This is a genomic window from Solibacillus sp. FSL K6-1523 (genome assembly GCF_038005225.1).
Lineage (GTDB): Bacteria > Bacillota > Bacilli > Bacillales_A > Planococcaceae > Solibacillus.
The window spans coordinates 1437501-1463271 of the sequence record NZ_JBBOSU010000001.1; the positions used below are offsets into that span (position 1 = coordinate 1437501).

Consider the following 25771-nt stretch of genomic DNA (forward strand, 5'->3'; position numbering starts at 1 on the left):
ATTCTGTAAGTTTTGGAGGATACTATGAAAAAAATTATGATTAAAGATATGCCAAATCATATCGGTGAAACAATTAAACTAGGTGCTTGGTTAGCAAATAAGCGTGCAAGCGGTAAATTAGCTTTCTTACAATTACGTGATGGCTCAGGCTTTGCTCAAGGTGTTGTCGTGAAAGAAGAAGTAGGCGAAGAGCTTTTTGCTGTAGCAAAAGGCATGACGCAAGAAACTTCAATGTACATTATTGGTGAAGTAAAGGCGGACGAGCGTTCTTCATTCGGTGCGGAATTAAATGTAACGGGTATTGAAGTAATCCATGCTGCTACAGACTTCCCAATTACACCAAAAGAGCACGGTCCAGAGTTTTTAATGGACAACCGCCACTTATGGTTACGTTCTCGTAAACAACATGCGGTAATGAAAGTACGTAATGAAATTATTCGTGCAACATATGAATTCTTTAATGACAACGGCTTCACAAAAATGGACCCACCAATTTTAACAGGTTCATCACCAGAAGGAACATCTGAATTATTCCATACGAAATATTTCGATGAAGATGCTTTCCTTTCTCAATCTGGACAGCTTTACATGGAAGCAGCTGCGATGGCATTAGGAAAAGTATTTTCATTCGGCCCGACATTCCGTGCAGAAAAATCAAAAACGCGTCGTCATTTAATCGAGTTTTGGATGATTGAGCCAGAGATGGCATTTGTGGAACATGAAGAGAGTTTAGAAGTGCAAGAGCAATATGTTGCGCATATCGTTCAATCGGTATTAAAAAACTGTAAGCTAGAATTAGAACGTCTTGGTCGTGATACATCAAAATTAGAAAATATTCAAGCACCATTCCCACGTATTTCTTATGATGATGCGATTAAAATGTTACATGAACAAGGTTTTAACGATATTCAGTGGGGCGATGATTTTGGTGCACCGCACGAAACGGCTATTGCTAATGCATACGATAAGCCAGTATTCATTACATGCTACCCGACTGGTATTAAGCCATTCTACATGCAGCCGCATCCAGAGCGTGATGATGTTGTATTATGTGCAGACTTAATTGCACCAGAAGGTTATGGTGAAATTATTGGTGGTTCTGAGCGTATCCACGATTATGATTTATTAAAACAACGAATTGAAGAACACGGCTTATCTTTAGATGCCTATGCATGGTATTTAGATATTAGCAAGCAAGGTTCAGTACCTCACTCAGGTTTCGGTTTAGGTTTAGAGCGTACAGTTGCGTGGATTTCAGGTGTAGAACATATTCGTGAAACAATTCCATTCCCACGTTTGTTAAACCGTTTATATCCATAAAATATTTTATCTTGGCGCTACTTGCGTCCAGATGATATTCAATAAATTTCCGCAAAGCGTCCGGGTAAAACCGGGCGTTTTCTATTACGATAAAGGGAGGGAGAATCCGTATGAGAAATGATTTTAATCGAATCCGCATTTGGACACAGCAACGCAACATTACGGTGCCCAATCTTTTCTTCCAACATTATAAACAGTTAAATATTCAGGATGACGAGGCGCTCATTGTTATGCATTTATTAAGCTTTGAGCAGGAGGGAATTGATTTTCCTACGCCGAATGATTTAATGATACGCACTCATTTTCAAGTTTCTAAACTCTCTCAAATATTGCAACGCTTAATGCAAAAAGGGATGCTAGAAATTTCCCAATCAACTGATGACACAGGAAAAATAGCGGAGAAGTATTCATTATATCCTTTATGGGAGAGGCTATTAGAAAACTTAGAAGCGCAACAACAAAAAGTAGTTGATACAGCCAACAAAGTGGATGAAGCGACGATTTTCACGCTATTTGAACAAGAGTTTGGTCGCTTACTATCACCGATTGAACTTGAAACGATTGGTATGTGGATTGATATTGATAAGCATTCACCAGAAATTATTAAAGCAGCGTTAAAGGAAGCGGTTTTAGCGAGTAAAGTGAATTTACGTTATATTGATCGCATTTTAATGGAGTGGAAAAAGAAAAACATTACGACACTGGGGCAAGTTGAAAAGCATAGTGAACAATACCGAAAACATACGACAACAACGAACACATTTCAACCACCTGAACAGCACCAACCAACTTCAAAGAGAGTGTCGTTCTATAATTGGTTAGAGGAAAGAGAATAGGAGAGGAACGCGAATGTTAACAAAGACTCAATGGCTCAATTTTTTAGATGAGATGGATAAAATGTATCCAGATGCACATTGCGAACTTGTGCACGACAATCCATTCGAGCTGACGATAGCGACTCTTTTATCTGCTCAATGTACGGATGTGCTCGTCAATAAAGTTACAAAAGAGCTTTTTCAAAAATATAAAACACCACAAGATTATTTGGATGTTTCGATAGAGGAATTGCAAAATGATATTCGCTCGATTGGATTATTTCGTAACAAAGCCAAAAACATTCAATTATTAAGTGCGATGCTGATCAATGATTTTAACTGGGAAGTGCCTGCAACGAGGGAAGAACTTGTAACATTGCCTGGAGTGGGCCGGAAAACAGCGAACGTCGTACTATCTGTAGCGTTTAATGTACCGGCGATGGCTGTGGATACGCATGTAGAACGTGTAACGAAGCGTTTAGGGTTATGCCGTTGGAAAGATAATGTGCTCGAAGTAGAAGAAACGATTATGAAAAAAACGCCAATCGATCGTTGGAGTCGTGCACATCATCAAATTATTTTCTTTGGTCGCTATCATTGTAAGGCGCAAAATCCAGGCTGTGGGACATGCCCATTATTAGCGGATTGTAGAGAAGGGCAAAAACGTTTGAAAAAAGGTTTGGTGAAAGAATGATCGCTGTAAATAAAGAGAAAATTTCCAAAGAGGCAGTGAATGAGTGGTATGAAAGCTGGGAGCAATTACAGCAAAAAATTCATATCGCTCATGATGCGCGGGATTCATCAGTAGGGCAGTTAATGCAACTCGCTATCGAACAATTTGAGCGCTTTATCGTAACAAGCTCGGATTCAAGTAGCGTATTTTCTGAAACAGAACCTTATGAATTAATGCCGATTAATGGCATGGAGCGTCTTAGCTTTGTGAAAATGCGCCCAGGTCAGTATGCGGCATATCGCCAATTAGACGAACTGTATAAAGAAACGAAAAAACGATGTGCAAGGCTAAGATTATAAATCAAAAGACCATCTACTCATACGAAATGTATGTGCAGATGGTTTTTTGGTTCCATTAAAAAAGCCAACACGCATATGATAAATGCGTGTTGGCTAAATAAGGAAGTGAGTTGAACTTATTCTCCGTCCACAACCGATTCTTCCTCTGCTCCTGGATCTGGCGTAGTAGGAGGGGATGGAGGGGTTGTAACTGGAATTTCTCCGGTATCTGGCTGTTCGGTGTTGTTATTCCCGTTACCATTCCCGTGACCATTTCCATTATTGCCATTCCCATTCCCATTCCCGTTACCGTTGCCATTGTTATTGTTATTTCCATTATTGCCGTTCCAATTGTTATTGCCATTATTCCAATTATCTTCATCTGGATTCGGCTCTTCTGGGTTTGTCGGGAAGAATGAATCTTCATCATCAAAACCTGGAATTTCAGGTACAATTGGCTCCTCAAGTGATGTATCAGGCTCGATGTAAATCGAAGTCGACGCAGGTTCACTGCGAATATCATCAGCTAGTGCAACAACTGAGAAAGTATACGTTTTCCCTTGTTCAATATTGGATATTTGAAGAGCGAGCGAACTCGTGACAGAAATGACTGTTGGCGCCTCTTCATCTGCTTTCATCGTCACTTCAAACGTTACAGGAGTACCATCTTCTTGTGTAAGCGAAGGGTGTGCCCATGTTAAATCGACTAACTGTGCAGCTTCATTGTATAGTGCATGCACATTTGTCGGAGCATCCACTTCTTCTTGAACAAATTGCTCAGATACTTCTTTTGGTTCTGTTCCTTTTACAAATAACTCAGTTCTACGATGTGATTGTGGTGTATAATCACTCGCTAATTTTAACGGATTCGATCCAACTTCAATCGTTGCAGAAACAACCGAGCTTGGCTGCTTAAACTTAGATGATGGGTTATGGTTATTTAAATCTGTCATAATCGTTTTAAATAATGTTTGTGGCAACCAGCGTTCTTCCCATGTTGTTATGGCATCTTTACGTAGTGAATGCCCACCCCAAATGGCAATCGAATAATTCGTTGTATAGCCTGCAAACCAAGTGTCTGGAACTGAATTTTTCTTTAAATTAAATTTTTTAAATTCATCAGAAGAGTAGTTTGTTGTCCCTGTTTTACCAGCAATGTCTACTCCTGAAACCATGGCTCTCGATGCTGAGGCGTTGCGTTTTGTACTGACAACATCACGTAAAATATCCGTTACCATGTAGGCCGTGTAGTCACTCATGGCAATTGTTTCTTTTGGTTCATAAGATTTCGAAGAGCCATCACGGAAGACAACCTTTGATATTGCGTGTGCATCCGTGTAAGCTCCGTTATTTCCGAAAGCCGCGTAAGAAGCAGCCATTTGAATTGGTGAAATTGCAATACGACCACCACCAATAGCATCAGATTCCACAAGTTGTTTGTCCGTACGAATACCGACATTTTCTAAAAATTGTTTTGAACGATCGGCACCGACTTCACGGAATGTCTTAACAGCAGGAATGTTTCGAGAAGTGTAAAGTGCTTCACGAACAGTCATTGTACCGCCATATTTACTATCCCAGTTTGTAATGACTTGTTTAGAGCCTGAATACGTAATTGCTTCATCGACCGTTGTTTCCCCTGTTGACCATTTTAAATATTCAAAAGCGGGACCGTAATCGACTAATGGTTTTAATGTCGAACCAGGTGAACGCGTTGTTAAGTCGTAAGCGTGGTTATAAGGGAAGTTTCCAGAATAATCTCGACCACCACCGACCGCGCGTAATGCTCCTGTTTTCGTATCAACGACAGCAACACCTGCTTGAATTTGTTCGTTCGGGAAGTTCTTGTCATTGTTCATCGTATTTTCAACAATTTTTTGTGCCACTGGATCTAATGTTGTATATACTTTAATGCCTTCTGAAAGTAATTCTGTCTCACCTTTTGCTTCTAGCTCAGATAATACGACATCTAAAAATGCCGGATATTTCGTCGTTGTGTTCGCAATACGTTTTTCATCAGGAATTAAACCAGCTGTTACATTGGCCGTTTTCGCTGAATCAGCTTCCGTTTGCGAAATTTTATTATGTTGAACCATTAAAGAAAGAACGATATTACGTCGTTTTTCTGCACGCTCTGGATTTTTATATGGGTTATAATTATTCGGACTTTGCGGGATACCTGCAAGTAAAGCCGCTTCATCCAATGTTAATTCATCTAACTCTTTGTCATAAAATTCTTTTGCTGCTGTACCAAAACCGTAAATACGACCGGACATCAGTATTTTATTAAAGTACATTTCGAAAATTTGTTCTTTTGAATATTTGCGTTCTAATTGTATCGAAAGCCAAGCTTCTTGTGCTTTACGTTTTAATTTTTTCTCATTTTTTAAGAATGAATTTTTCACAACTTGTTGTGTAATTGTACTCGCACCTTGTGCCCCAAAGCCATCTCGGACATTGGCGATGACTGCACTACCGAGTCGCCAAATATCGATCCCGAAATGGTCGAAAAATCGGGAATCTTCCGTCGCGATAATGGCATCTCGCATTTGAACGGGAATATCTTCATATTTTACATAGTTCCGTTTTTCTGCACCAATAGTGGCGAAGAGCTCTCCATTTATATCATAAAATTCTGATGAAATGGGGTCCTTTAATAATTCTTCATCTAAATCTGGCGCGCTACTTACATAATAGGCAAATAGCCCAGCACCACCTAAAAATCCGATAACCCCCAATAAAAAGACGGTTAAGAAAATTCGTTTTGCCCATGTACCGAAAGAAGATTTCGAATGCGCTTTTTTCTTTTGTGATTGACGCTCGCGTTTTAAATCTTCACGAGTTCGTTTTTGTTCTGACACGTTATTTCTGCTACTAAAAACATAGATATTCATCTACGCTAGACATATTCTTGCTTCCTCGTGTCTTGCCTCGCCACTAGCTCGCTACTACAATTTGATAGGACACTCCACAAGCGTAAATTTGGATGTAGCCCACCCTACATATATACAGTTTAGTCACGTTAATACTGTATATTTTTGTGCATATTTCAGATTTAGACTAGCATTGAAGTCTCTATCTAGTACTGTCTCGCAGCGATCACAAGTATAAGTGCGTTCAGATAAACTGAGGTTGACTTTTTTTGTGCCACATGTAGAGCATAATTTAGAGGAGGGATACCATCTATCCACTATTCTAAGTTCAATACCATGCTCTTTACATTTTATAAGCAACCACTCTCTAAACGCATAAAAACTTTGTTGCGCTACTACTTTAGACAAATGGCGATTTTTCATCATGCCTTTTACGTTTAAATCCTCAATTGTAATATATGTTGGTTTGGTTTTCACCAACATGCTTACAACATACCGCATGTATTCTTTTCGGATGTTTGCTAGTCTAGCGTGCAATTTTCGAACAACCTGAAGTTGTTTCTGCCTGTTTTTAGCGCAGAATTCACCTCTCTTTCGATTTTTATTTTGCTCGTAACTACGGCTCAACCTTCGCTGTTGTCGTTTTAAACTTCTTTCTAGCTTTTTAACTTCGGCTGTTTTATTAATATTTTCAAACTCAAGATGATGACTACAAACCGCAAAAGTAATAATCCCCAAGTCTATCCCTATGCCATCTTGTGTATTGATTTGTTGATTGTCTGTGTATTCTACCTCACAGAGAACAGAAACATAATATCGACCAGCTCTGTGTGAAACTGTAACACTTGTCACCTTTTGATTCGTTGGGATATAACCATATTCTTTTAAACGAACCCAGCCAAAAGTAGGAAGTTTAATCCGATGCCTTTCTACCAATAAGTCTGTTTTATTATTCTTAGGTAGATACACCTTAACGTCCTGATTTTTCTTCTTTTTAAAGCGTGGAAACTTAGACAAACCTTTGAAAAAGTTTTTAAAAGCCTTGTCACCAATCATGATCGATTGTTTAACAGCTTTACTAGAAACATCTTTAATCCACTCGTCCATTTCTTTCGTGTGGACATTGTTTAGCCATTTTGAAAAATCGTAACCTGACATGTGTTTCTTTGTCTCTTTGTAGTGGTTCTGCGCTGTTTGTAGGTATAGGTTGTACACATAACGACAGACACCTATTGTTTGATTCGCTTTAGTGGCCTGTTCGTCAGTTAGTAGGATTTCAGTCTTAAAAGCTTTTTTCAACTTCATCATCCTCCATGATATTCTCTTTGAATGTCCATGTATGATTCGTATTGTGAATGTAAATAGAATCATCTTCTAATAGGCTTTCTGTAATCGATTAATTTACCACCTTTATCTCAACGCTGTAGAGTTTTAACTGTTACTCCTAACATTTCAGAAAAGTCTTTCGGTTTACATGTTTTTGCCATAGACCTAACGTACCACTATTGGGGCTATTTCTCCTCACTTTCACAAACATTTTCGTTTGCGATGAACTTTTTTACAGCTTGCAAGTAATCAAGGCGCGGCATGTAACCTTCCTTAAGTTCGATTGCTTGCTGCTCAAAAATGGCTAATGGAATCGATTTTCTATTTCCACTTTGCATCATTGTCCAAAACTGCTCGATTGCTTGGAAAGGTAGTACAAAATTACGTCCGAGTTTTGAAAAACGAATGATGAAAAAGGCGATCCCATTTTGGCGTTCTACAGATTTCATATGTTCGATTTGATGTGCATGAATATTTTGAAGGGGAAAGGATGTTTTGCTTTCCGTTTCTTTTGCTTCAAAGTCAATATAATATCCATTCCATACGCCATTATAATCCGTTGTCGAAGGGGTACGGAAATAAGCTTCACGAATGACCGCTGCACTTCTTGCCGGATAATCTACTTTGACGATTTGTATCGGAACAGGTTTCTTATGAATATTTGCCAAATTTTGCTGTAAATAAAACAGATTTGTTTCATTTAAATCATCTTCAAGGCTTTTTCCGCGATTACTATAAGAAATTTCGCGTTTTTTCTTCGGAACACGCGTGCTAGTTTCCGAATTTTTTGCAGGTGAGGCATTATAAATTTTTCCATTCGGATAACGTATGACCATGAAAACACCTTCTCTCTGATCATTTTCATACCTATTTAGTTTACCATAAAGCGGATGAATGAAGATAAATTTTTTATCCTTATTTATCTATTAAATCGACATGTAGTAAGAACTTTTAGCGACCCATGACTAGTTTTGCGAGTGACTTGGATTTACCGATTTTATAAAGTAATCTACAAGAAAGGAGGCGTTTGCCTATGTCGAGAATTTCATCCATTATCCAAACTATTGATTTTGCAAAGCAACTATTAACAGTTCAAGTACAATTAGAAGAGGCGCGCGTTACGAATGAATTTTATGCCCAATTGATTGCAGGTTATCAGAAAGTAAGCTTAGCAGAAAAGCAAATGCAAGTAAAGAATACTTGTTCGTATATTAGTGGTGCAATGGAGTAGAATTTGATAAAATGAAGGCAACTATGAAAACTACTCGAGGTGCAATTTATGGAACTACGAATATATACTGAGCAATTACAAAATGAATGTCAGGACGCGCTCGACCGTTTTTGGGAGATGCGCCGCTTGGATAAGGAACCTGATTTTTTTAATGAAGTAAAACCACATGCGGATCGACTTCATGCAGCCATTAAAGAGTGGCAGCAACTTGCGCATTTATGGATTAAGGAAAACCGCCCTAAAAATTTATATGTACAACAAATTGACCATGCAGCAGATGCGATGGAGCAATTTGTTGTGCAATCTTTTTATAAAGGAACGAGCAAGAAACGTTTTATTCAATCGATACAGTCTGTGCAATATACGTTATCAATCGTAATAAAAAAAATAGAAGAAGGTGATTCGGATGTTAAGTAAAAAACGTTCGATACCTGAGCTTTTACAAGAGTGGCAATATGACGAGGAATTAAAGCAAAACATTAAAGGTTGGCATACGCTTGAAGAAAAAAAGGCAGACTATGCCCCATTTCCGCAACAACTTCATCCGTCCATCATTAAAGCATTGAAAGCAAGAGGGATTGAACAACTGTATACACATCAACGAGAAGCGTTTGATTTGGCTCAGCAAGGGAAAAGCTTCACAGCCATTACACCGACTGCCTCTGGAAAGTCATATTGCTACCATTTACCGGTGTTACAAAAAATTTTAGAGGACAAATCAAGTCGGGCCATTTATTTATTTCCGACAAAGGCATTAGCACAAGATCAAAAATCCGATTTACATGAATTGATCGAGCAAATGGATGAAGAAATTTTAAGTTATACGTATGATGGCGATACTGCGCCAGGCATCCGCCAAAAGATACGCAAGGCGGGGCATATTGTGATGACCAATCCCGATATGCTGCATTCAGGAATATTACCTCACCATACAAAGTGGGTATCGCTATTTGAGAATTTAAAATACATCGTCATTGATGAACTGCATACATATAAAGGTGTCTTTGGTTCGCATGTTGCCCATGTTTTAAGAAGATTGCAGCGGATTTGTGCATTTTATGGAAGCAATCCAATCATTATTTGTACGAGCGCAACAATTAAAAATCCGAAAGAATTAGCAGAGTCGTTAACGAACACAAAACATGAGTTGATTTCCAAATCGGGTGCACCAGTTGGTAAGAAAACATTTATTTTTTATAACCCACCAATTATTCATCCTACATTTGGTGTGAGGCGCAGTGCAGTGTTAGAAGTACGTGATATTTCGAAACGCTTATTTGAAGCGGGTATTCAGACGATTATTTTTGCTAAATCACGTGTCCGAGTGGAAATGCTTGTGTCGTATTTAAAATCATTGACTGCAAAAAAAATAGCAGATGAATCGATTCAAGGGTACCGAGGCGGCTATTTACCAAGTGAACGAAGACAGATTGAAAAAGGCTTGCGTGAAGGGGCAATCCAAATGGTCATCAGTACGAACGCTTTAGAATTAGGCGTTGATATTGGTCAATTACAAGCTTGTATTATGACAGGTTACCCGGGAAATATCGCAAGTGCTTGGCAGCAAGCCGGTCGCGCGGGGAGACGTCAAGATGAGGCGCTAATTATTTACGTTGCCCAATCAACTGCGCTGGATCAATATATTATTCAGCATCCAAGCTTTTTGTTAGGAAGCTCGCCTGAAGAAGCGCGTATTAACCCAGAAAACATACTGATTTTAATGGACCATTTAAAATGTGCCGCATTCGAGCTTCCGTTTTCAATGACGGATAGCTATGGGGAATTTAAAATTCAGGAGTTATTGCAGTTTTTAGAGGATGAAGGGGTACTTGTTAAAACGAGTACTCAGTGGCATTGGATGAGTGACCGTTTTCCTGCACATGATATTTCATTACGTTCAGCAGCTCAGGAAAATGTCGTCATTATTGATATTTCAACCCCTGCAAACACGAAAGTAATTGGTGAAATGGACACGTATAGTGCGATGACACTACTTCATGAGGAAGCGATTTATTTACATCAAGGCATTCAATTCCAAGTGGAAAAATTAGATTGGGAAGAGAAAAAGGCGTTTGTTCGAGAGGTAGATGTGGATTATTATACCGATGCCAATTTAGCCGTGGAACTCAAAGTGTTAAGCGAGGATAAAATCGCCCATTATAAAAATTCTTCTGTAAGCTATGGAGATGTAGGAATTTTAGCGATTCCAACGATTTTTAAGAAAATAAAACTTCACGAAAAAAATGAAAATATAGGTTCAGGACCAATTAATTTACCACCGATGGAAATGCACACAAGCGCTGCGTGGCTAAGCTTTGAAGTAGTGGAAGGATGGAATGATGAAAGGTTAGCTGAAGCGCTTGAAGGAGTAGCACAAGCACTTGGAAGTTTTATTCCATTGTTCATTCATTGTGATCGTTCGGATGTTTCGGTCGTTCCACAAGTAAAAGCGACACACAACGAAAAGCCGACGCTGTTTATTTATGATAGTTATCCAGGTGGTATCGGATTAAGTGAGAAGGTGTACGATATTATATTAAGTCTCGTTGAAAAGACATTACAACATGTAGGGTTATGCCCTTGTCCAAGTGGTTGTCCTGCATGTGTTGGACCGCAAAATAGTTTAACGGATAGTCCGAAGAAGGATGCGATTAAACTATTGGAAAACTTAGCGAGTGAATTGAGTCTTTAAGTGTGGGGTTTGTTGTTCTAGGTAGGAAATCATACTAAAACTTAATAGTTTAACCATAAAATGCAGCCTGTATACACAGTAAGGCTGCATTTTTTATTGTTCTAAAATTTTATATCGGATAAAATGTAAATCAGCCATCAAGTTTGTTAAATAACGTAACTTTATCCCGTGAATTTCGTTCTTTATTTAAATTAAGAGCGTTTTTTATTCAATTCTAGAAATGGGGAGAAGGCTTGAAATGATTATATAGTAATTGGTTCCATAATTTTTTCTTGATTGTATGCTGGATTTTTTTGATACTGTTTGCTTGAGGTTTTATAATTGTAGGTGGATACATCCTTTTGCTTTTTATTAGTGAAATTCAATAGCTATAATGATTTATTCCTGTTGAAAAACTTTAAAACAATTTCAAGTAAAAAAGTCCCCAAACACCGCATGAATGTTAAAATTTATCTAAGGGAGCAGGATGTCACAGTTTGGCTTCAGAAGGAGAGATACTTTGAGAAAAATTAGGGAAGCAATAAAAGAGGATATGATCGAAATTTATAAGATGGGCTTTGATGTTTGGGGAGATAATCAGGCATATGAAGAGTATATAACTATATGTCAGGATTCCAATAAGTATAAAAAGGGAAAGTGGTACGTTCTTGAAGCAACAGATACAAAGCAATTATTAAGCTCCCTCATCGTATATGAACTAAATCTTTCTGAAGACCAAATTGTAAAAGGGATTGGTTCAATCGCTACTCCTTTATATTTAAGAAAAAAAGGATATGCTTCTTTATTGGTCAAAGAAACGATAAATAAACTAGAACAGGAAGAAAACTGTAACAACTTTTTCCTTTATAGTGATATTGGGATAGAATTTTACAAAGGATTAGGTTTTATTGTACTACCTAATGATAATCAAAAATATAAAGACAGTGTTTGTATGTATTACTCAAAAGAAAATAAAATCGACTCCATATCACTTGATATCCCCGATTACTTTTAAAGCACATACTTATTGAAGTAACGGAGTGCTTTAGTGCAACAAGGATTTATAACGTATATATAACTAAGCCTAATAACGTTCCCAAATGCAAGATTGGTAACATTTCAAAAAGCGACAAGCACTATTAAATCAGTGTTTGTCGCTGTTTTTTATTAGAAAATAATACCCTAAGATGCTGTGAAAAATTATTTTAAAGAGGACTATTCGATTCACTTGTTCTGAATGGCTGCAACATATAAATAGGATCTCAATGAAATGTTACCAAACGTTGGTCGCTTTTTTTCTCCTACTCCCATGAAAGAACGTAATAATCTTTCATCTTCTGTGGTGAAGTGGTAATTCTTGTACTTCATGGGTGGCTAACGGGGCAGATTAGCGTAATAAGCATTAACTATAACGTTATAAAGAAGTACAACACCTTCATAAAAAGAGTGTTTTTTATAGTCTGTAAAATATTGGTATTAAACAAGGGGGAAATCTAAATTTCTAGTCCGAAAAAGTCTTTAAAGCCAGATTTTCCTCGGGGAGTAATAATGATTTCTCGAGAATTTGCTTTAGTTTCTATCCAACCCAATTCAATATACCTTTCAAATAAACCATTTCCTAAAGCACCCCCTAAATGATGAGTACGTTCACTCCAGTCAAGACACGCATGAGAAAAAGAACGACGCTTTTTAGATAAACCAACTAAATCTACTCCTAAGTCTCTAAAAAAAAGTTCTCCCTTTGCTGTTACAATAAATTTTTTATTGTTTCTCTCTATATATCCTGCCTCTTGCATTAAATTTGTTATGTTAACACCTACACGTCCAGCTAAATGGTCATAACAAGTTCTTGCATTTTCTAATCGTTTTAATTGACTAGATTGGGTTAAAGATCGAACTTCAGGTGGAGGAGATATGGACATAAATATCTCCAGGGTATTTGCTACCTCGTCATTTGCTAATCGAAAATATCGAAACCGTCCATTTTTTTCACAAATTACAAGGTTATTTTCTTCTAGTTTTGCAAGGTGAAAGCTAGCTGTCTGGGGTTTAATGGAAGCCATATATGCTAGTTCACTTGCTGTATGGAATTTCCCATCCATTAAAGCTGCCAGTATGGCTGCTCTTGACTTTTCTGTAAGCAGAGCAGCCAGTGCTGAGATATTCGGATATGTACTCATTTTGAACACCTCTGTAATCCATACTTCGATGAATATCGTATTATATTGCTTTTATAATAATACTAAAGAAACCTCTTCGCAAGGGAGGTGGCAATTTTTAATTTTAAAGGAAAAAGGAAAATTTGATTGGGAGGTCGGTATATATGAAAAAATCTATCTTTTTTACATTAGTTATATTAACTACTTTTTTAATGGGTTCATCTTTTGCCATAGGTAAGATAGGATTAGGCTACTCTTCTCCTTTGTTATTGGCTGGAATACGTTTCCTTCTGGCAGGGTTTATTATGGCTATTATCGTGAAAGTACTAAAAAGAACACACCCTAGTGGTATGAAAAATTGGGGAAGAGCAGCGATTATAGGAACTTTACAAACGGCAGGAGTAATGGGATGTATATTTCTAAGTCTAAGAACTATAACAGCCAGTGAATCTTCCATTTTAACTTTTATGAATCCGTTACTAGTCATTATTTTGGGAACTGTTTTTATGGGAAACCGTTATAGATGGTATCAATGGATTGGAGTTGTTTTAGGCTTCATAGGTGTAGGAATTACGTTAGGCGGGATAAATGATTTTAGAATAGGTATAGCGTTTGGAGCAGCTTCAGCTGTTTTTTGGGCTATTTCCACGTTATTAGTTAATAGATGGGGAGAACATTTTGACACATGGGTACTTTCTGCATATCAAATGCTATTTGGCGGAGGCATTCTTATATTTTTAAGTCTATTACTTGAAGAACCATTCTTTCATATTAATAAACATTCATTATTTATTCTCTTATGGTTAAGCATAATGTCTTCTATTGTTCAATTTGCGGTTTGGTATTTTCTTTTACAAAAGGGCGAACCAGGTAAAACAAGTTCTTATTTATTTTTAGCTCCATTTTTTGGTGTTTTAACTGGAAGTGTATTGCTAAATGAACCTATATCTTCTTCTCTCATAGCTGGGGGAATATTTATTTTGATCGGTATCTATCTTGTAAATAACAATTATAAAAAAGAAGTGGTAGACAATACTGGCTATCTTCTAAATAAAACAAAGTAATAAATAATTTACATTGAAGTGCAACCACAGATGAAATGGATATGGAAAGAGAGTCTTCTTTTGAAAGGTAATTTCAGCTGCTAAGAATGGAAAAGTTAAGGTTGAATAAGTAAGACATCTCATTCTTTTAGGAGCAGAGCGATATACTTATAATTTAAAAGGACAAGTTTGTAAAGAAACGAACTCTTTAATACAACTAGGATTTATAACGTTCCCAAATGGAAGTTCGGGGATACACCGAAAAGCTACAAACGTTGATTTGACGATGTTTGTAGCTTTTTGTATGCCACATTGTTTATCCGTCTTTTTATGCAGTTAGATTGAAAGTCACTTATAGCAAGGGTTTGCGAGCGTTTAGCATATCACTACCCAACCGACTTTAATGAATAAAATTATGCATATTTCTAAACGTTGTAAACCTATTTTTTTGAAGCGATCCTTTTCTTAAACTCTCATTTAAAATTAGACATGCGAATAGGAACTTAATAATATGGTATTGTAGAAGAAACAAACTAGAATCAAAATTAAATATTATCCAAGTTACTAAACGAAATGATGTGATGACATGTCTTATGAAAATAAATTATTACAAATGAAAAAAATGCTCGGTAAAAAATCCAATCAAACAGTGGAAAAACCTGCATTTATAAAACCAGAACAACCAAATTACTTACACCAGTGGCAGCAAGCAGGTCTTGATATCGTAGAAAATGATTTCGGTGTCCTTTTAAAAAAGGAAGTGCGTTATGCGCTCGATTATAAACACGGCGATTATGAGCTAGGTGAATTATTTGCTGCTATGGAACGCTGGTCAACGCAGCAAGAGGATCATCCGTATGCCCTTAGCCTTGATGAAACACTGGTCTTTTTCGATACAGAAACGACGGGCTTAAAAGGGGCAGGAACTCATATTTTCTTACTTGGATTTTTAGAAATGCAAGAAGAGGAATTTGTGCTGACGCAATATGTGCTAGCCGATCCGTCTAATGAAGCGGCATTTTTATTTGAATCGAAGCTGTGGCAAAGAAATGTCACAATGATTACGTACAATGGCAAAAGTTTTGATTGGCCGCAATTAGAAGTACGGTGGACATTAAATAAGCAACATATCCCGAAATTAAAGATGCAGCGCCAAGTTGATTTACTCCACAGTACGAAGCGGTTATGGAAAGATGACTTACAACAGATGAAACTGACACAAGTGGAGCAAGATAAGCTTGGATTTCATCGTCAAGGAGATATCCCAGGTCATTTAGCGCCTATCATTTATTTTGATGCTGTGAAAAGTGGCAATGCGACGACATTAATGAAAGTTTTAACGCATAATGAATGGGACTTATTATCGCTCATTACGTTATATATCCATTCCACGAAATTGCTGCTTGATGAGGTGGGACAGGAATCTGCGACAACGTATACGAATATTGGGAAATGGTTTGGAGATTTAAAGCAAAAGAAAACAGGTACAGAAATTTTAACCGCAGTAACAGAGCAGTTTTCACAGTCAGAAGCGGGATTTGCGTATTATTATTTAGCATTTGAATTAAAGCGTAGCGGTGATTATACGCTTGCGGTAAACGCCTTCCAAACATCCTTGCCAGCATTACCGATGAAAAAACAAGTACAAGCGTACGAACAGTTAGCCATGCTTTATGAACATCAACTAAAGGATTATAAACGTGCCCATGAAAATGCAGAGGCTGGAATGGCGGTAGTTAAAAGGGTTTCTTATGCGAAAGATAGCCAACAGCAACGTCAGCTTCAAAATTGGAATAAAAGACTAAACCGTTTACAAGGGAAATTACGCAAATAGCTGGAGCTAACAGGAAATGAAGAAATATTTCCCGGGCAACCGCAAAGTTTGACATTTTTTTTAAAGATAGGTGTAACAATAGGTATGAACAGTCTTTCCTATGCTATAATAGTGACAAAGAAGTTGCGTGACGGAAGGACGATTATTATGGATATTAAATTTACATCTGACTATATTTTAGAAAAAGAATTTAAGAAGAGCATGAAGGGGTATAATGTTGACGAAGTGGATCAGTTTTTGGATTTGATTCGTGAAGATTACGATACATTTGCTAAGAAAATGGCTGTATTAGAAGAGGAGAATGAGCGTCTTCAACAGGAGCTAAATAGCACGAGTAAAAGACCGGCTCCAGCACCGGCTACAAATAGCACCAATTTTGATATATTAAAACGACTTTCCAATTTGGAAAAACACGTTTTTGGAAGTAAACTATATGAATAGTTCGACTTTTAAAGGAATGATTGTGTTTTAGATAGGATTCACGTATACTAATTAATGCATCAATACTCGGGTAATCGCTGCGTCCTACAAAAGGGCGTAGAGGAAAGTCCATGCTCACACGGCTCTGTGATGACCGTAGTGTTCGTGCTACCTGAAAAAATAAGGGTAGGCAAGCGTAAAGCTTGACGGCGGAAGGAACTCCTAAGTCATTTTGATATGGACGAAACTTCCTGAAAAGTGCCACAGTGACGGAGCTTATAATGAAAGTTATAAGGTGGAACGAGGTAAACCCCATGAGTGAGAAACCCAAATTATGGTAGGGGCACTCTCCTGAAGGAAACGAACGGATGGAGGGACGGTATCATTACCGTAGATAGATGATTACTACCTGGTCGTACGAGGCGAAAGCCGTTTGAGTACTCAGGAACAAAACATGGCTTATTGATTATTGATGCTTTTTTGAACACATAAAAAGGCTCTCCATTTTACTGTGGAGAGCCTTTCTTATAGAAAATAAAGGTGAAAAACTTGAGCGAATCATTTGCAAACGTATCAGTCAGCCAAGATTTATCGTTAGCTTCTTACCCAGATAACTCGGTTGTTAAAATATTTGAAAATATTGCAGAAGGTATTATGATTACGGATAAAAATAAACGCATTGTGAAAGTAAATGCAGCATTTGAATTCGTGACAGGCTATAAAAAAGAAGAGGTAATCGGGAATACTCCACGTATTTTACAATCCGGTATGCAAGAAAAACATTTTTATTTGAAAATGTGGGAAGAAATAGATGAATGTGGTAGGTGGCAAGGGGAAATTTGGAACCGTCGAAAAACTGGGGATGTTTATCCTGAATGGTTGACGATTATATCTTTAAAAAATGATACTGGTGAAGTGACGAATTATTGCGGGATTTTTACGGATTTATCTGAACGGAAAATCGTCGAAAATGAGCTTGAAAAGAGAACGCTTCGTGATATATTGACAGACGTAAGTAATCGATTTGCTTATTCGGAGCGCATGAATGCGTTACTCGAATCAACAACAAAAATGACACAGCCAGTACAACATGCGGTTTTCTTATTAAACTTAGATCGTTTTAAACAAATAAATGAAACGCTTGGGCATACGGTCGGGGATCAATTGCTCGTAGAAGTGTCGAAACGAATTAAAGGATTAATTAAAAATAAAGATACGTTAGCACGCTATGGTGGCGATGAGTTTGTTATTACATTAACGAATATTGTTCATCCGCGTGAGGCTGCGAAATTTGCAGAGCAAGTTATACGTGTGATTGAACGACCGATTACAGTGGATAACCACGAAATTTTCGTATCAACAAGTATTGGTATTAGCATTTATCCTGACGACGGAATGACAACAGAAGAATTACTAAATCGTGCGGAAAAAGCGATGTTGTTTTCAAAAGATAACGGGCGTAATTGTTTCTCTTTTTATTTTGATGAATTAAATACAGATTCCAAACGTGTGTTATTATTGGATCGTGAATTACGGAAGGCAATCGAAAATCGTGAATTTACGCTAGCATATCAGCCAAAAATTTGTGTGCAATCTAATGAAATTGTTGGAGTTGAGGCATTAGTTCGTTGGACAAATGACAAACTAGGCTTTGTATCACCAGGGGAATTTATTGCATATGCAGAAGAAACAGGTCTAATCATTCCGTTGAGCGAAATCATCTTTGATTTAGCATGCCAAGGAAATATGAATCTATTACATGCAGGGTATTCAAACATTCCAATTGCCATTAACGTATCAAGTATTCACTTCCAACAACAGGGCTTCTTAGAATCAATTCAATCTATTTTAGAAAAAAATAATACTTCTGCCCTCAATTTCGAAATTGAGGTAACGGAGCGTACCGTGATGAACAACGCTTCTGAAACAGTGAATAAGCTAGTTAAACTAAAACTTCTTGGTTTTAAGTTATCAATGGATGACTTCGGTACAGGTTATTCTTCATTGAGTTATTTAGTGAAGTTCCCATTAGATGTATTAAAAATTGATCAAAGTTTTATCCAACAAATTTGTATCCTCGCAGATAAGCAAGCCATAGTGGATGCCATTATACAAATGGCGCACCGTTTAAATATGAAAGTTGTTGCAGAAGGCGTTGAAACGAAGCAGCAAGCAGCATTGTTAAAAGAACTTGGATGCGATTTCATTCAAGGCTATTATTACAGCAAACCATTACCAATGGATGAGCTATTAGAATTTATTCAATTTTGGGAAATCGACCAACAGGAAAGGGTATAACAATTTATGACAAAATTTCAATTAGTCGCAACTGCAGCGATGGGTTTAGAAGCCATTGTTGCAGATGAAGTGCGCGATTTAGGATATGAAACACGTGTAGACAATGGCAAAGTTTATTTTGAAGGTGATGAACTAGCGATTGCACGTACAAATTTATGGTTACGTGTAGCGGACCGCGTTAAAATCGTCGTTGCACAATTCCCAGCACATACTTTTGACCAATTATTTGAAGGAGTAAAAGCCATTGAATGGGAGAAGTTTTTACCTGTGGATGCAGCATTCCCTGTTTCGGGGAAATCGGTAAAATCTAAATTATTTAGTGTGCCAGATTGTCAAGCGATTACGAAAAAAGCGATTGTAGAACGCATGAAATTTGCTTACAAACGACTTGGTTTTTTAGATGAATCAGGGGCAACGTTTAAACTTGAAATTTCGATATTAAAAGATGTAGCAACACTTACGATTGATACATCAGGTGTCGGTCTTCATAAACGTGGCTATCGTACACACCAAGGGGAAGCACCATTAAAAGAGACACTAGCTGCTGCTCTTGTCAAAATTTCGAAATGGTCACCGAATCGTCCATTCATCGATCCGTTTTGTGGTTCAGGAACAATTGCACTAGAAGCTGCGATGATTGGTCAAAACATTGCACCAGGCTATAACCGCGAATTTATTTCGGAAACATGGCCATGGATGAAGCAAGCCATTTGGGACAAAGCGCGTGATGAGGCAGATGAACTAGCAAATTATGATCAGGAATTAACGATTATGGGTATGGATATAGATCATCGTATGGTGTCCATTGCACAAGAAAATGCATTCGAAGCTGGTTTTGGAGATATCATTACATTCAAACAAATGCAAGCGACTGATTTTACAACGCAGTCTACAGACGGTGTCATCGTGACAAACCCTCCGTATGGTGAGCGTATTGGTGAAATCGAAGAAATCGAGAAGATGTTGCGCCAATTTGGACAAGTAATGCAAAACTATCCAACATGGTCTGTCTATTTACTTTCTTCAATGGAAGATTTAGAAGTCCATTATGGGAAAAAAGCGACGAAAAAACGTAAGCTGTTTAATGGATTTATTCGCACAGACTTTTATCAATATTGGGGTCAAAAATCAAAACGCGAATTTTAAAGTTGTTCCTAGCTACTGTGAAGAATAGAAATTAATCAAAAGTGACTACATTAGCAATAAACTAATGTAGTTTTTTCTTGTTTTTCATATTCTCTATGTATGATTTCATATCATTTTATAGTATAATGTAAAGTACGGAATTTTTTCGGTTTACAAATAAAGCTAATTATTGATTAGGCATTGCGCGGAAGAAATAACGACAAATCTTTCCGCTTCATATTGAGGGGGCAACGTCATTTTGAGAAAATCTTTACCATTTGAACTTTCTAAAGAGAAGTCCTTTTTCGAGTCGCTAGGCGATTGGATGGGCGATGTACTTTATGATGAACTACCTGAAAAGGGATTTGAATGTCGCGATGAACAAATTTTTATGGCGTATCAAATCGAACAAGCATTAAAAGAAAGAAATGTCCTTTTTGCTGAAGCTGGGGTTGGGACTGGGAAAACGATTGCCTATTTATTACCAGCTGTTTCATATGCTCGCTATACAGGAAAGCCCGCTTTGATTGCATGTGCTGATGAAACGTTAATTGATCAACTCGTAAAAGATGGCGGTGATATTCATAAGCTGCGTGATGTACTCGGTTTAGATATCGACGTCCGCTTAGCAAAATCACGCGATCAATATTTATGTTTAAAACGTTTTGAAGAAGCAGAAAAGAATGAAACGGATGAATGGATTGACGATATTGCCTTTTCTATTCCAGATGGTGTATATGCACAAGGCAGTATGATTTCGGTAAATCCATATGGTGATCGTTCGGATTATTCGACGGTGAGTGACGAAGATTGGGAAAAGGTCAACTATAATTCTATTATGCAATGTGCTGTGTGTGACTTGCGCAATCGTTGTGGACAAACGCTTCATCGTGCACATTATCGTAAATCGACAGACTTGATTATTTGCTCACAAGACTTCTTAATGGAGCATTTAGCAACAAAGGAATCTCGTGAACGTGAAGGGCAGTTACCATTACTTCCAGAAGTGTCGATGATTGTCTTAGATGAAGGGCATTTATTAGAGTATGCAGCACAAAAGGCATTAACATATAAAGTACAAGCTTTTACACTTGTTGAAATATTAGAACGTTTAATGGTTGATGGAGTTCGTGAACGTACGCTCTATACGATGGAACATTTACAAGACCATCATGAATTGTTTTTTGACCAATTACGTGAAGATGTTGTGGCGTCAGAGGAAGATCGTAAACGCATTAATAAATCAGAGCGTCTCATTGCATATGGTAAAAAAATCATTGCAAACGTAGAACAGTTACTAGAGGAATTTGTGTTTGAATCAGAGCTTTATATGATTCCGGAATATGAACTGAATATGGCTGAAGAATTTTTAGAACATTATGTAGCGGCAATTCGTATTTTTGTTGCACAGGGAGATGCAGTTGATTGGTTAGAGGATAATGATGGTGAAGAAACATTAGTTATTATGCCTCGTTTAATTACGGATGTATTGGCAGAAACATTATTCTCGAAAAAAATGCCGATTGTCTTTTCATCCGCAACATTATCAGTCAAAAAAGACTTCAGTTATATTGCATCAAGCCTTGGTATTGCAACATCTCAAAGCTTTAGCGTTCCTTCACCGTTTGATTATGAGGAAGTAATGAAAATTTACTTACACGATCTGGAGCAATCTAAAAAGGTTGCAAAAGTCGAACAGTTATTGCTCGATAAGAAAAAGACATTAATTTTATTTAAGTCAAAACAGGCAATGAACCAATTTAAATCTCAGTTAAGTATGATGACTCGCTTAACAGTGGCTTTTGAAGGGGATCGCGAGCTTTCATCAATTGTCCGTGATTTCCAAAATGGCGAAATTCAAACATTAAGTTCCTATCATTTATGGGAAGGTTTGGATTTACCGGAGGAAGCGTTAACGCGTGTCATTATTTTCGATTTACCATTCCCACCGCATGATCCGTTATTTGATGCGAAGCGCTCGTTTGCCCAAAATCCATTTGAGGAAGTGGAGCTACCATTTATGCAGCTTCGTTTACAGCAAGGGATGGGTCGATTAATTCGTACATCGAATGACCACGGAGATATTCATATTTTATTAAATGAAGAAGAAGCGAAAGTAAAATCAAACTTCTTGGACATTTTAGCCGTAGAGCCACAATAAAATAAAGCATCCGTCCTTCTTCTCGAAAGATAGAAGAGCGGATGCTTTTTTGTGACTACCTTAGTAAGTTTTCAAATTACCACGGTGTAAATCCAGTAGATCCTAACGGTGAATTACGCAGAATATCAAAAATTGGCATCGTGTATGCGAAAATAATTAATGCTGCGACAATAACACCCCAAAGCTTGAAGTTTTCTAAAATGGCTGGTGTTTTTTCCGCACTATGCGCTACTTCCGCAACTGGAAATTCTTCATGCCCTTTTGGCGCAAAGAATGCTAATTGAATTACGATATAAGTAACGATGATAATCGCTACGAATAAAATCGTACCACCAACTGCTTGTGCAATCGCATATGGAATCCACTGTGCCGCTTGTTCTGCACCGCCATATGTTGAATAATCCGAACGGCGAGGTGCACCCATTAATCCGACAACGTGCATAGATAATGACATAATACTCATACCGAACGCCCATAATACCCCAACGTAAATCCCGAGCTTATTTAATGCAGGTGTTAACACGCGTCCTGTTAAATGTGGAATTAAGAAAAATGCAATCCCAAAGAATGTTAAAATAACAGCAGTTGCGACCGTTAAATGGAAATGTCCTGTTACCCAAATGGTATTGTGAATCAGTTGGTTCATTTGGTAAGATGCATTGACAATACCACCTGCACCACCAGGAATAAATGCTAACATCCCAATGAACGGAAGTAAGAAACGTGCATCTCCCCATGGCAATTTTTTAAACCAACCAAGAACCCCTTTACCACCAAGTTCGCGACCTCGTAATTCGAACGTCGCAAACATAGAAAATGCAGTCATTAATGATGGAATGATAACGAAGAATGTTAATGTAACTTGAACAAACTTCCAGAATCCATCAATACCTGGTTCTGTTAACTGATGATGAATACCTACTGGGAAAGAAAATAATAAGAATAAAATGAATGAAAATCGAGCTAAAGAATCAGAGAAAATTTTCCCGCCAATAATTTTTGGAACAATTGCATACCATGCCATGTAAGCAGGTAATAACCAGAAGTAAACAAGTGCGTGCCCAAAATACCAGAATAATGTACGTGTTAATAATACGTCCACGCGAGGAATTATACCAAGCGACCAAGGTAATAATTGGAATAGAACGGAAACAGCAACACCTAAAGAACAAGTAATCCATAATAGCGAATTAATTAACGCCATATACGTTAGTAGGGGAGATGTTTGCCCTTGATTTTCTTTTTTCCATTGGAAGTATTTCATAATTTGTGGGATACATAATAGCCAAGAACCGACTACAACAAGTGTTAACCCTAAATAGAAAATCCAGTGTGCTTTTAATGGTGCGTAAAATGTATAGAGGACTGTTGCTTTATTTAATAACACCATTGTAGAAACCATTGCTGTACCAAGAACCATCAACCAAAAACCAATCCAACCAATCGTGCGCTGCTTATTCGTTAAAGGACCTGCCGTACGACTGACCGCAGCGATTTGGAAACCTAAAATGAAAAATGTCGTTAAAATTAAACCGAGTAAAATGCCGTGTACTGTTAAAACTTGGTAGTATCCAATTTTAATACCACCTGGAATTGTAAATTCACCAGAGCGGACTAATACTTGTAGTAAACCTGCAAGACCACCGAGAAGTAATGCAATAAATGCGACATAAATATTCGCCATTGCCAGTTTCGCATCTTTTGGCGCTACATTTTTAATGACTGCCTGTTGCATTTTCGTCCACCACCTTTAACATAGAGTGCATAGCTGTATGACCGATACCGCAATATTCATTACATACGATTAAATATTCGCCCGCTTGATTCATTTCTGCAATGTATTCAGAAATATAACCAGGCTCTAGCATCATGTTGATGTTTGTGCCAGCTGCTTGAAAACCGTGTATAACATCTTTTGTCGTTGCAATGAATTTTACTTTTGCGCCTAAGGGAACGATAATTTCAGGTGGGTCGTAATAAAAAGCTGAAGCAACAATAACGACTTCATAATCCCACGATTTTCCGTCTACTTTATGTACGCCTGGATTATTAAATGGTGTAATTTCATCGACTTTCTCGTAATTGATCACTTTTTTCGAGTTGTTTGGATGAGTCCCGTTATGGAATGCGCCAACGCCTAAAATAATTAAGAATGCCACTAAAGTTCCGCAACCGAAAACAAGCCACCACTTTTCATACTTGTGTAAGTGCATAGAAGTTACCCCTTTCTCAGTTTTCTTTTTTTACATGCGTCCCATAAATAGATCGAAGCAATAGACCCACAAAATGATAATGATGGCCCCGACCCCGAAAGTCATATAAAGTGTCCCTTTTAAATTGTCATTTTCTTTTTTTTGTTTACTCATCTTCTCACACTCCTAATGGAAATATGTTGCATTTCTATTTTCATAATATAAAAAGTAAAGTGATGGCGAAGTGATTTTTCTCACTTTAAAAGTTCAAAATTGTGAAGGAAATGTGAAGGAATTTTTCTTTAACGGATGTAATTTGAATTCGAAGGAAATAAAAAAAACACGTAATTTAATTACGTGTTTTCAATCGTTATTAATCTTCATCAATCGTATACAAAATGGAAATATTCCCGGCACCTTTAATAGATGCAGGTAGGGTAAATGCTTGTTGGAAACCGTATAATTTTGTATTTCCAACCATTACTGTAGGGGGAGTAATATCGAGATCAAGTTCATATTGCCCTGCATACGTGCATAAATTACCTGCAATCATATTCCCAAATTCACCAGTGAAAGATTCAAGCATTGCACCGTCTAAAGGCATTCCGAACATAGCTGAACCAATCGCGCCAAATATATCTGGTGTCCCATCTATAATAATGCGCCCTTTTAAATCACCTACAAGCCCAATTAATACACCCATCTCTTGTTGGATGTAAGGTTCGACTATGACAGAAGGAGATTTCACATCAATCTCCATTGGTAAAATCGTTTTTAAAGAATGGATTGTCCCGTTCAAAATTGTTTGTATATGCTTTGAAGTACTCAAAGTAATTGCACCTCTATCCTACTTTTTCTATATCTTACCATGTGACTTTAGTAGATGTATAGAGGAGAAGGGTACATATTTTCATATTTATGCAGTGAAAAGAACCCAATCCGAATTGACGAATGAGATACTTTTTGATTATAATGAGAGTGATAATTATTATCAACTATATAAAGGTGGTGTACATGGTGCTTTCTATATTTGTTGGGGTCACAGTAATTGCATATGTAGTCATTGGAAACTATGTATTAAAAAATACAGTAAATTAATCCATCATCAAAATTCTTTCCATATAACAAAGTCACCATTTTGGAGCTTACTCCCAGATGGTGATTTTTTACTAAGAGAGGCACTTTCCCGCGTTTAAAAGCTAAAAAACATCGATCATAATGCGGATTGATTTCGAAATATATAATTTCATTAAAATACTAGCCGATTTTCTTATGTAATCATGGTACTATAT

The 25771-nt window shown here is 37.4% G+C and carries 22 protein-coding genes, 1 other RNA gene and 1 pseudogene; 15 read left to right on the forward strand and 9 right to left on the reverse strand.

Annotation, left to right across the window (positions count from 1 at the left end; all coding sequences use genetic code 11):
• Window positions 1-24: 24 nt before the first annotated feature.
• From asnS to MHI10_RS06685, 4 genes are all read left to right on the forward strand, one after another.
• Window positions 25-1320 carry an asparagine--tRNA ligase gene (gene asnS, locus MHI10_RS06670; protein ID WP_340784072.1) on the forward strand — a complete coding sequence of 432 codons (1296 nt, stop codon included), beginning with the start codon at window positions 25-27 and terminating at the stop codon, window positions 1318-1320.
• Window positions 1321-1430: 110 nt separating this feature from the next.
• Entirely contained in the window at window positions 1431-2156 is a 726-nt protein-coding gene (locus tag MHI10_RS06675) for a DnaD domain-containing protein (protein WP_340784074.1), read from the forward strand.
• A 13-nt stretch (window positions 2157-2169) separates the two neighbouring features.
• The gene (nth, locus tag MHI10_RS06680; RefSeq protein WP_340784077.1) at window positions 2170-2829 is read left to right on the forward strand and encodes an endonuclease III; all 660 of its coding nucleotides are present in this window, start codon (window positions 2170-2172) and stop codon (window positions 2827-2829) included.
• Window positions 2826-3167, forward strand: coding sequence for a YpoC family protein (locus MHI10_RS06685; RefSeq protein ID WP_340784079.1), 342 nt, complete (start codon window positions 2826-2828; stop codon window positions 3165-3167). The genes nth and MHI10_RS06685 overlap by 4 nt, the downstream gene beginning before the upstream one ends.
• A gap of 116 nt (window positions 3168-3283) precedes the next feature.
• On the opposite strand, the gene MHI10_RS06690 is transcribed toward MHI10_RS06685, so the two are convergent.
• From MHI10_RS06690 to recU, 4 genes and pseudogenes are all read right to left on the reverse strand, one after another.
• Complete coding sequence (locus MHI10_RS06690; protein ID WP_340784081.1) at window positions 3284-6007, reverse strand: PBP1A family penicillin-binding protein; 2724 nt, start codon at window positions 6005-6007, stop codon at window positions 3284-3286.
• A gap of 156 nt (window positions 6008-6163) precedes the next feature.
• Entirely contained in the window at window positions 6164-7318 is a 1155-nt protein-coding gene (locus MHI10_RS06695; RefSeq protein ID WP_340784083.1) for an RNA-guided endonuclease InsQ/TnpB family protein, read from the reverse strand.
• A 71-nt stretch (window positions 7319-7389) separates the two neighbouring features.
• A pseudogene (locus MHI10_RS06700) lies at window positions 7390-7506 on the reverse strand (IS607 family transposase); the annotation flags it as partial.
• A 24-nt stretch (window positions 7507-7530) separates the two neighbouring features.
• Window positions 7531-8181, reverse strand: coding sequence for a Holliday junction resolvase RecU (recU, locus tag MHI10_RS06705; protein WP_340784085.1), 651 nt, complete (start codon window positions 8179-8181; stop codon window positions 7531-7533).
• Between the two features lie 197 nt (window positions 8182-8378).
• Between recU and MHI10_RS06710 the strand changes: the two genes are divergently transcribed.
• From MHI10_RS06710 to MHI10_RS06725, 4 genes are all read left to right on the forward strand, one after another.
• Window positions 8379-8576, forward strand: a complete 198-nt coding sequence (locus tag MHI10_RS06710; RefSeq protein WP_340784087.1) for a hypothetical protein — start codon at window positions 8379-8381, stop codon at window positions 8574-8576.
• Between the two features lie 48 nt (window positions 8577-8624).
• Window positions 8625-8993 (forward strand): YppE family protein, encoded by a 369-nt coding sequence (locus tag MHI10_RS06715; protein ID WP_340784089.1) that lies wholly within the window; start codon window positions 8625-8627, stop codon window positions 8991-8993.
• Window positions 8983-11268, forward strand: a complete 2286-nt coding sequence (locus MHI10_RS06720) for a DEAD/DEAH box helicase (RefSeq protein WP_340784091.1) — start codon at window positions 8983-8985, stop codon at window positions 11266-11268. The genes MHI10_RS06715 and MHI10_RS06720 overlap by 11 nt, the downstream gene beginning before the upstream one ends.
• 499 nt (window positions 11269-11767) lie before the next feature.
• Window positions 11768-12262 carry a GNAT family N-acetyltransferase gene (locus MHI10_RS06725; RefSeq protein WP_340784092.1) on the forward strand — a complete coding sequence of 165 codons (495 nt, stop codon included), beginning with the start codon at window positions 11768-11770 and terminating at the stop codon, window positions 12260-12262.
• A gap of 478 nt (window positions 12263-12740) precedes the next feature.
• On the opposite strand, the gene MHI10_RS06730 is transcribed toward MHI10_RS06725, so the two are convergent.
• Window positions 12741-13427, reverse strand: a complete 687-nt coding sequence (locus MHI10_RS06730) for an ArsR/SmtB family transcription factor (protein ID WP_340784093.1) — start codon at window positions 13425-13427, stop codon at window positions 12741-12743.
• Window positions 13428-13570: 143 nt separating this feature from the next.
• On the opposite strand from MHI10_RS06730, the gene MHI10_RS06735 reads away from it, so the two are divergent.
• The 7 genes from MHI10_RS06735 (at window position 13571) to MHI10_RS06765 (ending at window position 22287) form a co-directional block, all read left to right on the forward strand.
• Window positions 13571-14470 (forward strand): DMT family transporter, encoded by a 900-nt coding sequence (locus tag MHI10_RS06735; protein WP_340784096.1) that lies wholly within the window; start codon window positions 13571-13573, stop codon window positions 14468-14470.
• Between the two features lie 565 nt (window positions 14471-15035).
• Entirely contained in the window at window positions 15036-16283 is a 1248-nt protein-coding gene (locus tag MHI10_RS06740; RefSeq protein WP_340784097.1) for a ribonuclease H-like domain-containing protein, read from the forward strand.
• A 147-nt stretch (window positions 16284-16430) separates the two neighbouring features.
• Entirely contained in the window at window positions 16431-16724 is a 294-nt protein-coding gene (gene gpsB / locus MHI10_RS06745) for a cell division regulator GpsB (protein WP_340784100.1), read from the forward strand.
• Between the two features lie 62 nt (window positions 16725-16786).
• An RNA gene (gene rnpB, locus MHI10_RS06750) (RNase P RNA component class B) lies at window positions 16787-17170 on the forward strand.
• Between the two features lie 73 nt (window positions 17171-17243).
• Window positions 17244-19001, forward strand: a complete 1758-nt coding sequence (locus MHI10_RS06755; RefSeq protein WP_340784102.1) for a sensor domain-containing protein — start codon at window positions 17244-17246, stop codon at window positions 18999-19001.
• A gap of 6 nt (window positions 19002-19007) precedes the next feature.
• Entirely contained in the window at window positions 19008-20147 is a 1140-nt protein-coding gene (locus MHI10_RS06760) for a THUMP domain-containing class I SAM-dependent RNA methyltransferase (protein ID WP_340784105.1), read from the forward strand.
• A 238-nt stretch (window positions 20148-20385) separates the two neighbouring features.
• Window positions 20386-22287, forward strand: a complete 1902-nt coding sequence (locus MHI10_RS06765; RefSeq protein WP_340784108.1) for an ATP-dependent DNA helicase — start codon at window positions 20386-20388, stop codon at window positions 22285-22287.
• A 76-nt stretch (window positions 22288-22363) separates the two neighbouring features.
• Here the strand turns inward: MHI10_RS06765 and MHI10_RS06770 are convergent, their stop codons facing one another.
• The 4 genes from MHI10_RS06770 to MHI10_RS06785 all read right to left on the reverse strand — a co-directional run bounded on the left by MHI10_RS06770 (window position 22364) and on the right by MHI10_RS06785 (window position 25308).
• Entirely contained in the window at window positions 22364-24022 is a 1659-nt protein-coding gene (locus MHI10_RS06770) for a b(o/a)3-type cytochrome-c oxidase subunit 1 (protein WP_340784111.1), read from the reverse strand.
• On the reverse strand, window positions 24003-24500 hold the full coding sequence (locus tag MHI10_RS06775) for a cytochrome B5 (RefSeq protein WP_340784113.1): 498 nt from the start codon (window positions 24498-24500) through the stop codon (window positions 24003-24005). Before MHI10_RS06775 ends, MHI10_RS06770 begins: the two co-directional genes overlap by 20 nt.
• Window positions 24501-24530: 30 nt before the next feature.
• Entirely contained in the window at window positions 24531-24653 is a 123-nt protein-coding gene (locus MHI10_RS06780) for a hypothetical protein (RefSeq protein WP_340784114.1), read from the reverse strand.
• A gap of 199 nt (window positions 24654-24852) precedes the next feature.
• A complete protein-coding gene (locus tag MHI10_RS06785) occupies window positions 24853-25308 on the reverse strand; it encodes a chemotaxis protein CheX (RefSeq protein ID WP_340784116.1) in 456 nt (151 codons plus the stop codon).
• Window positions 25309-25771 lie beyond the last annotated feature (463 nt).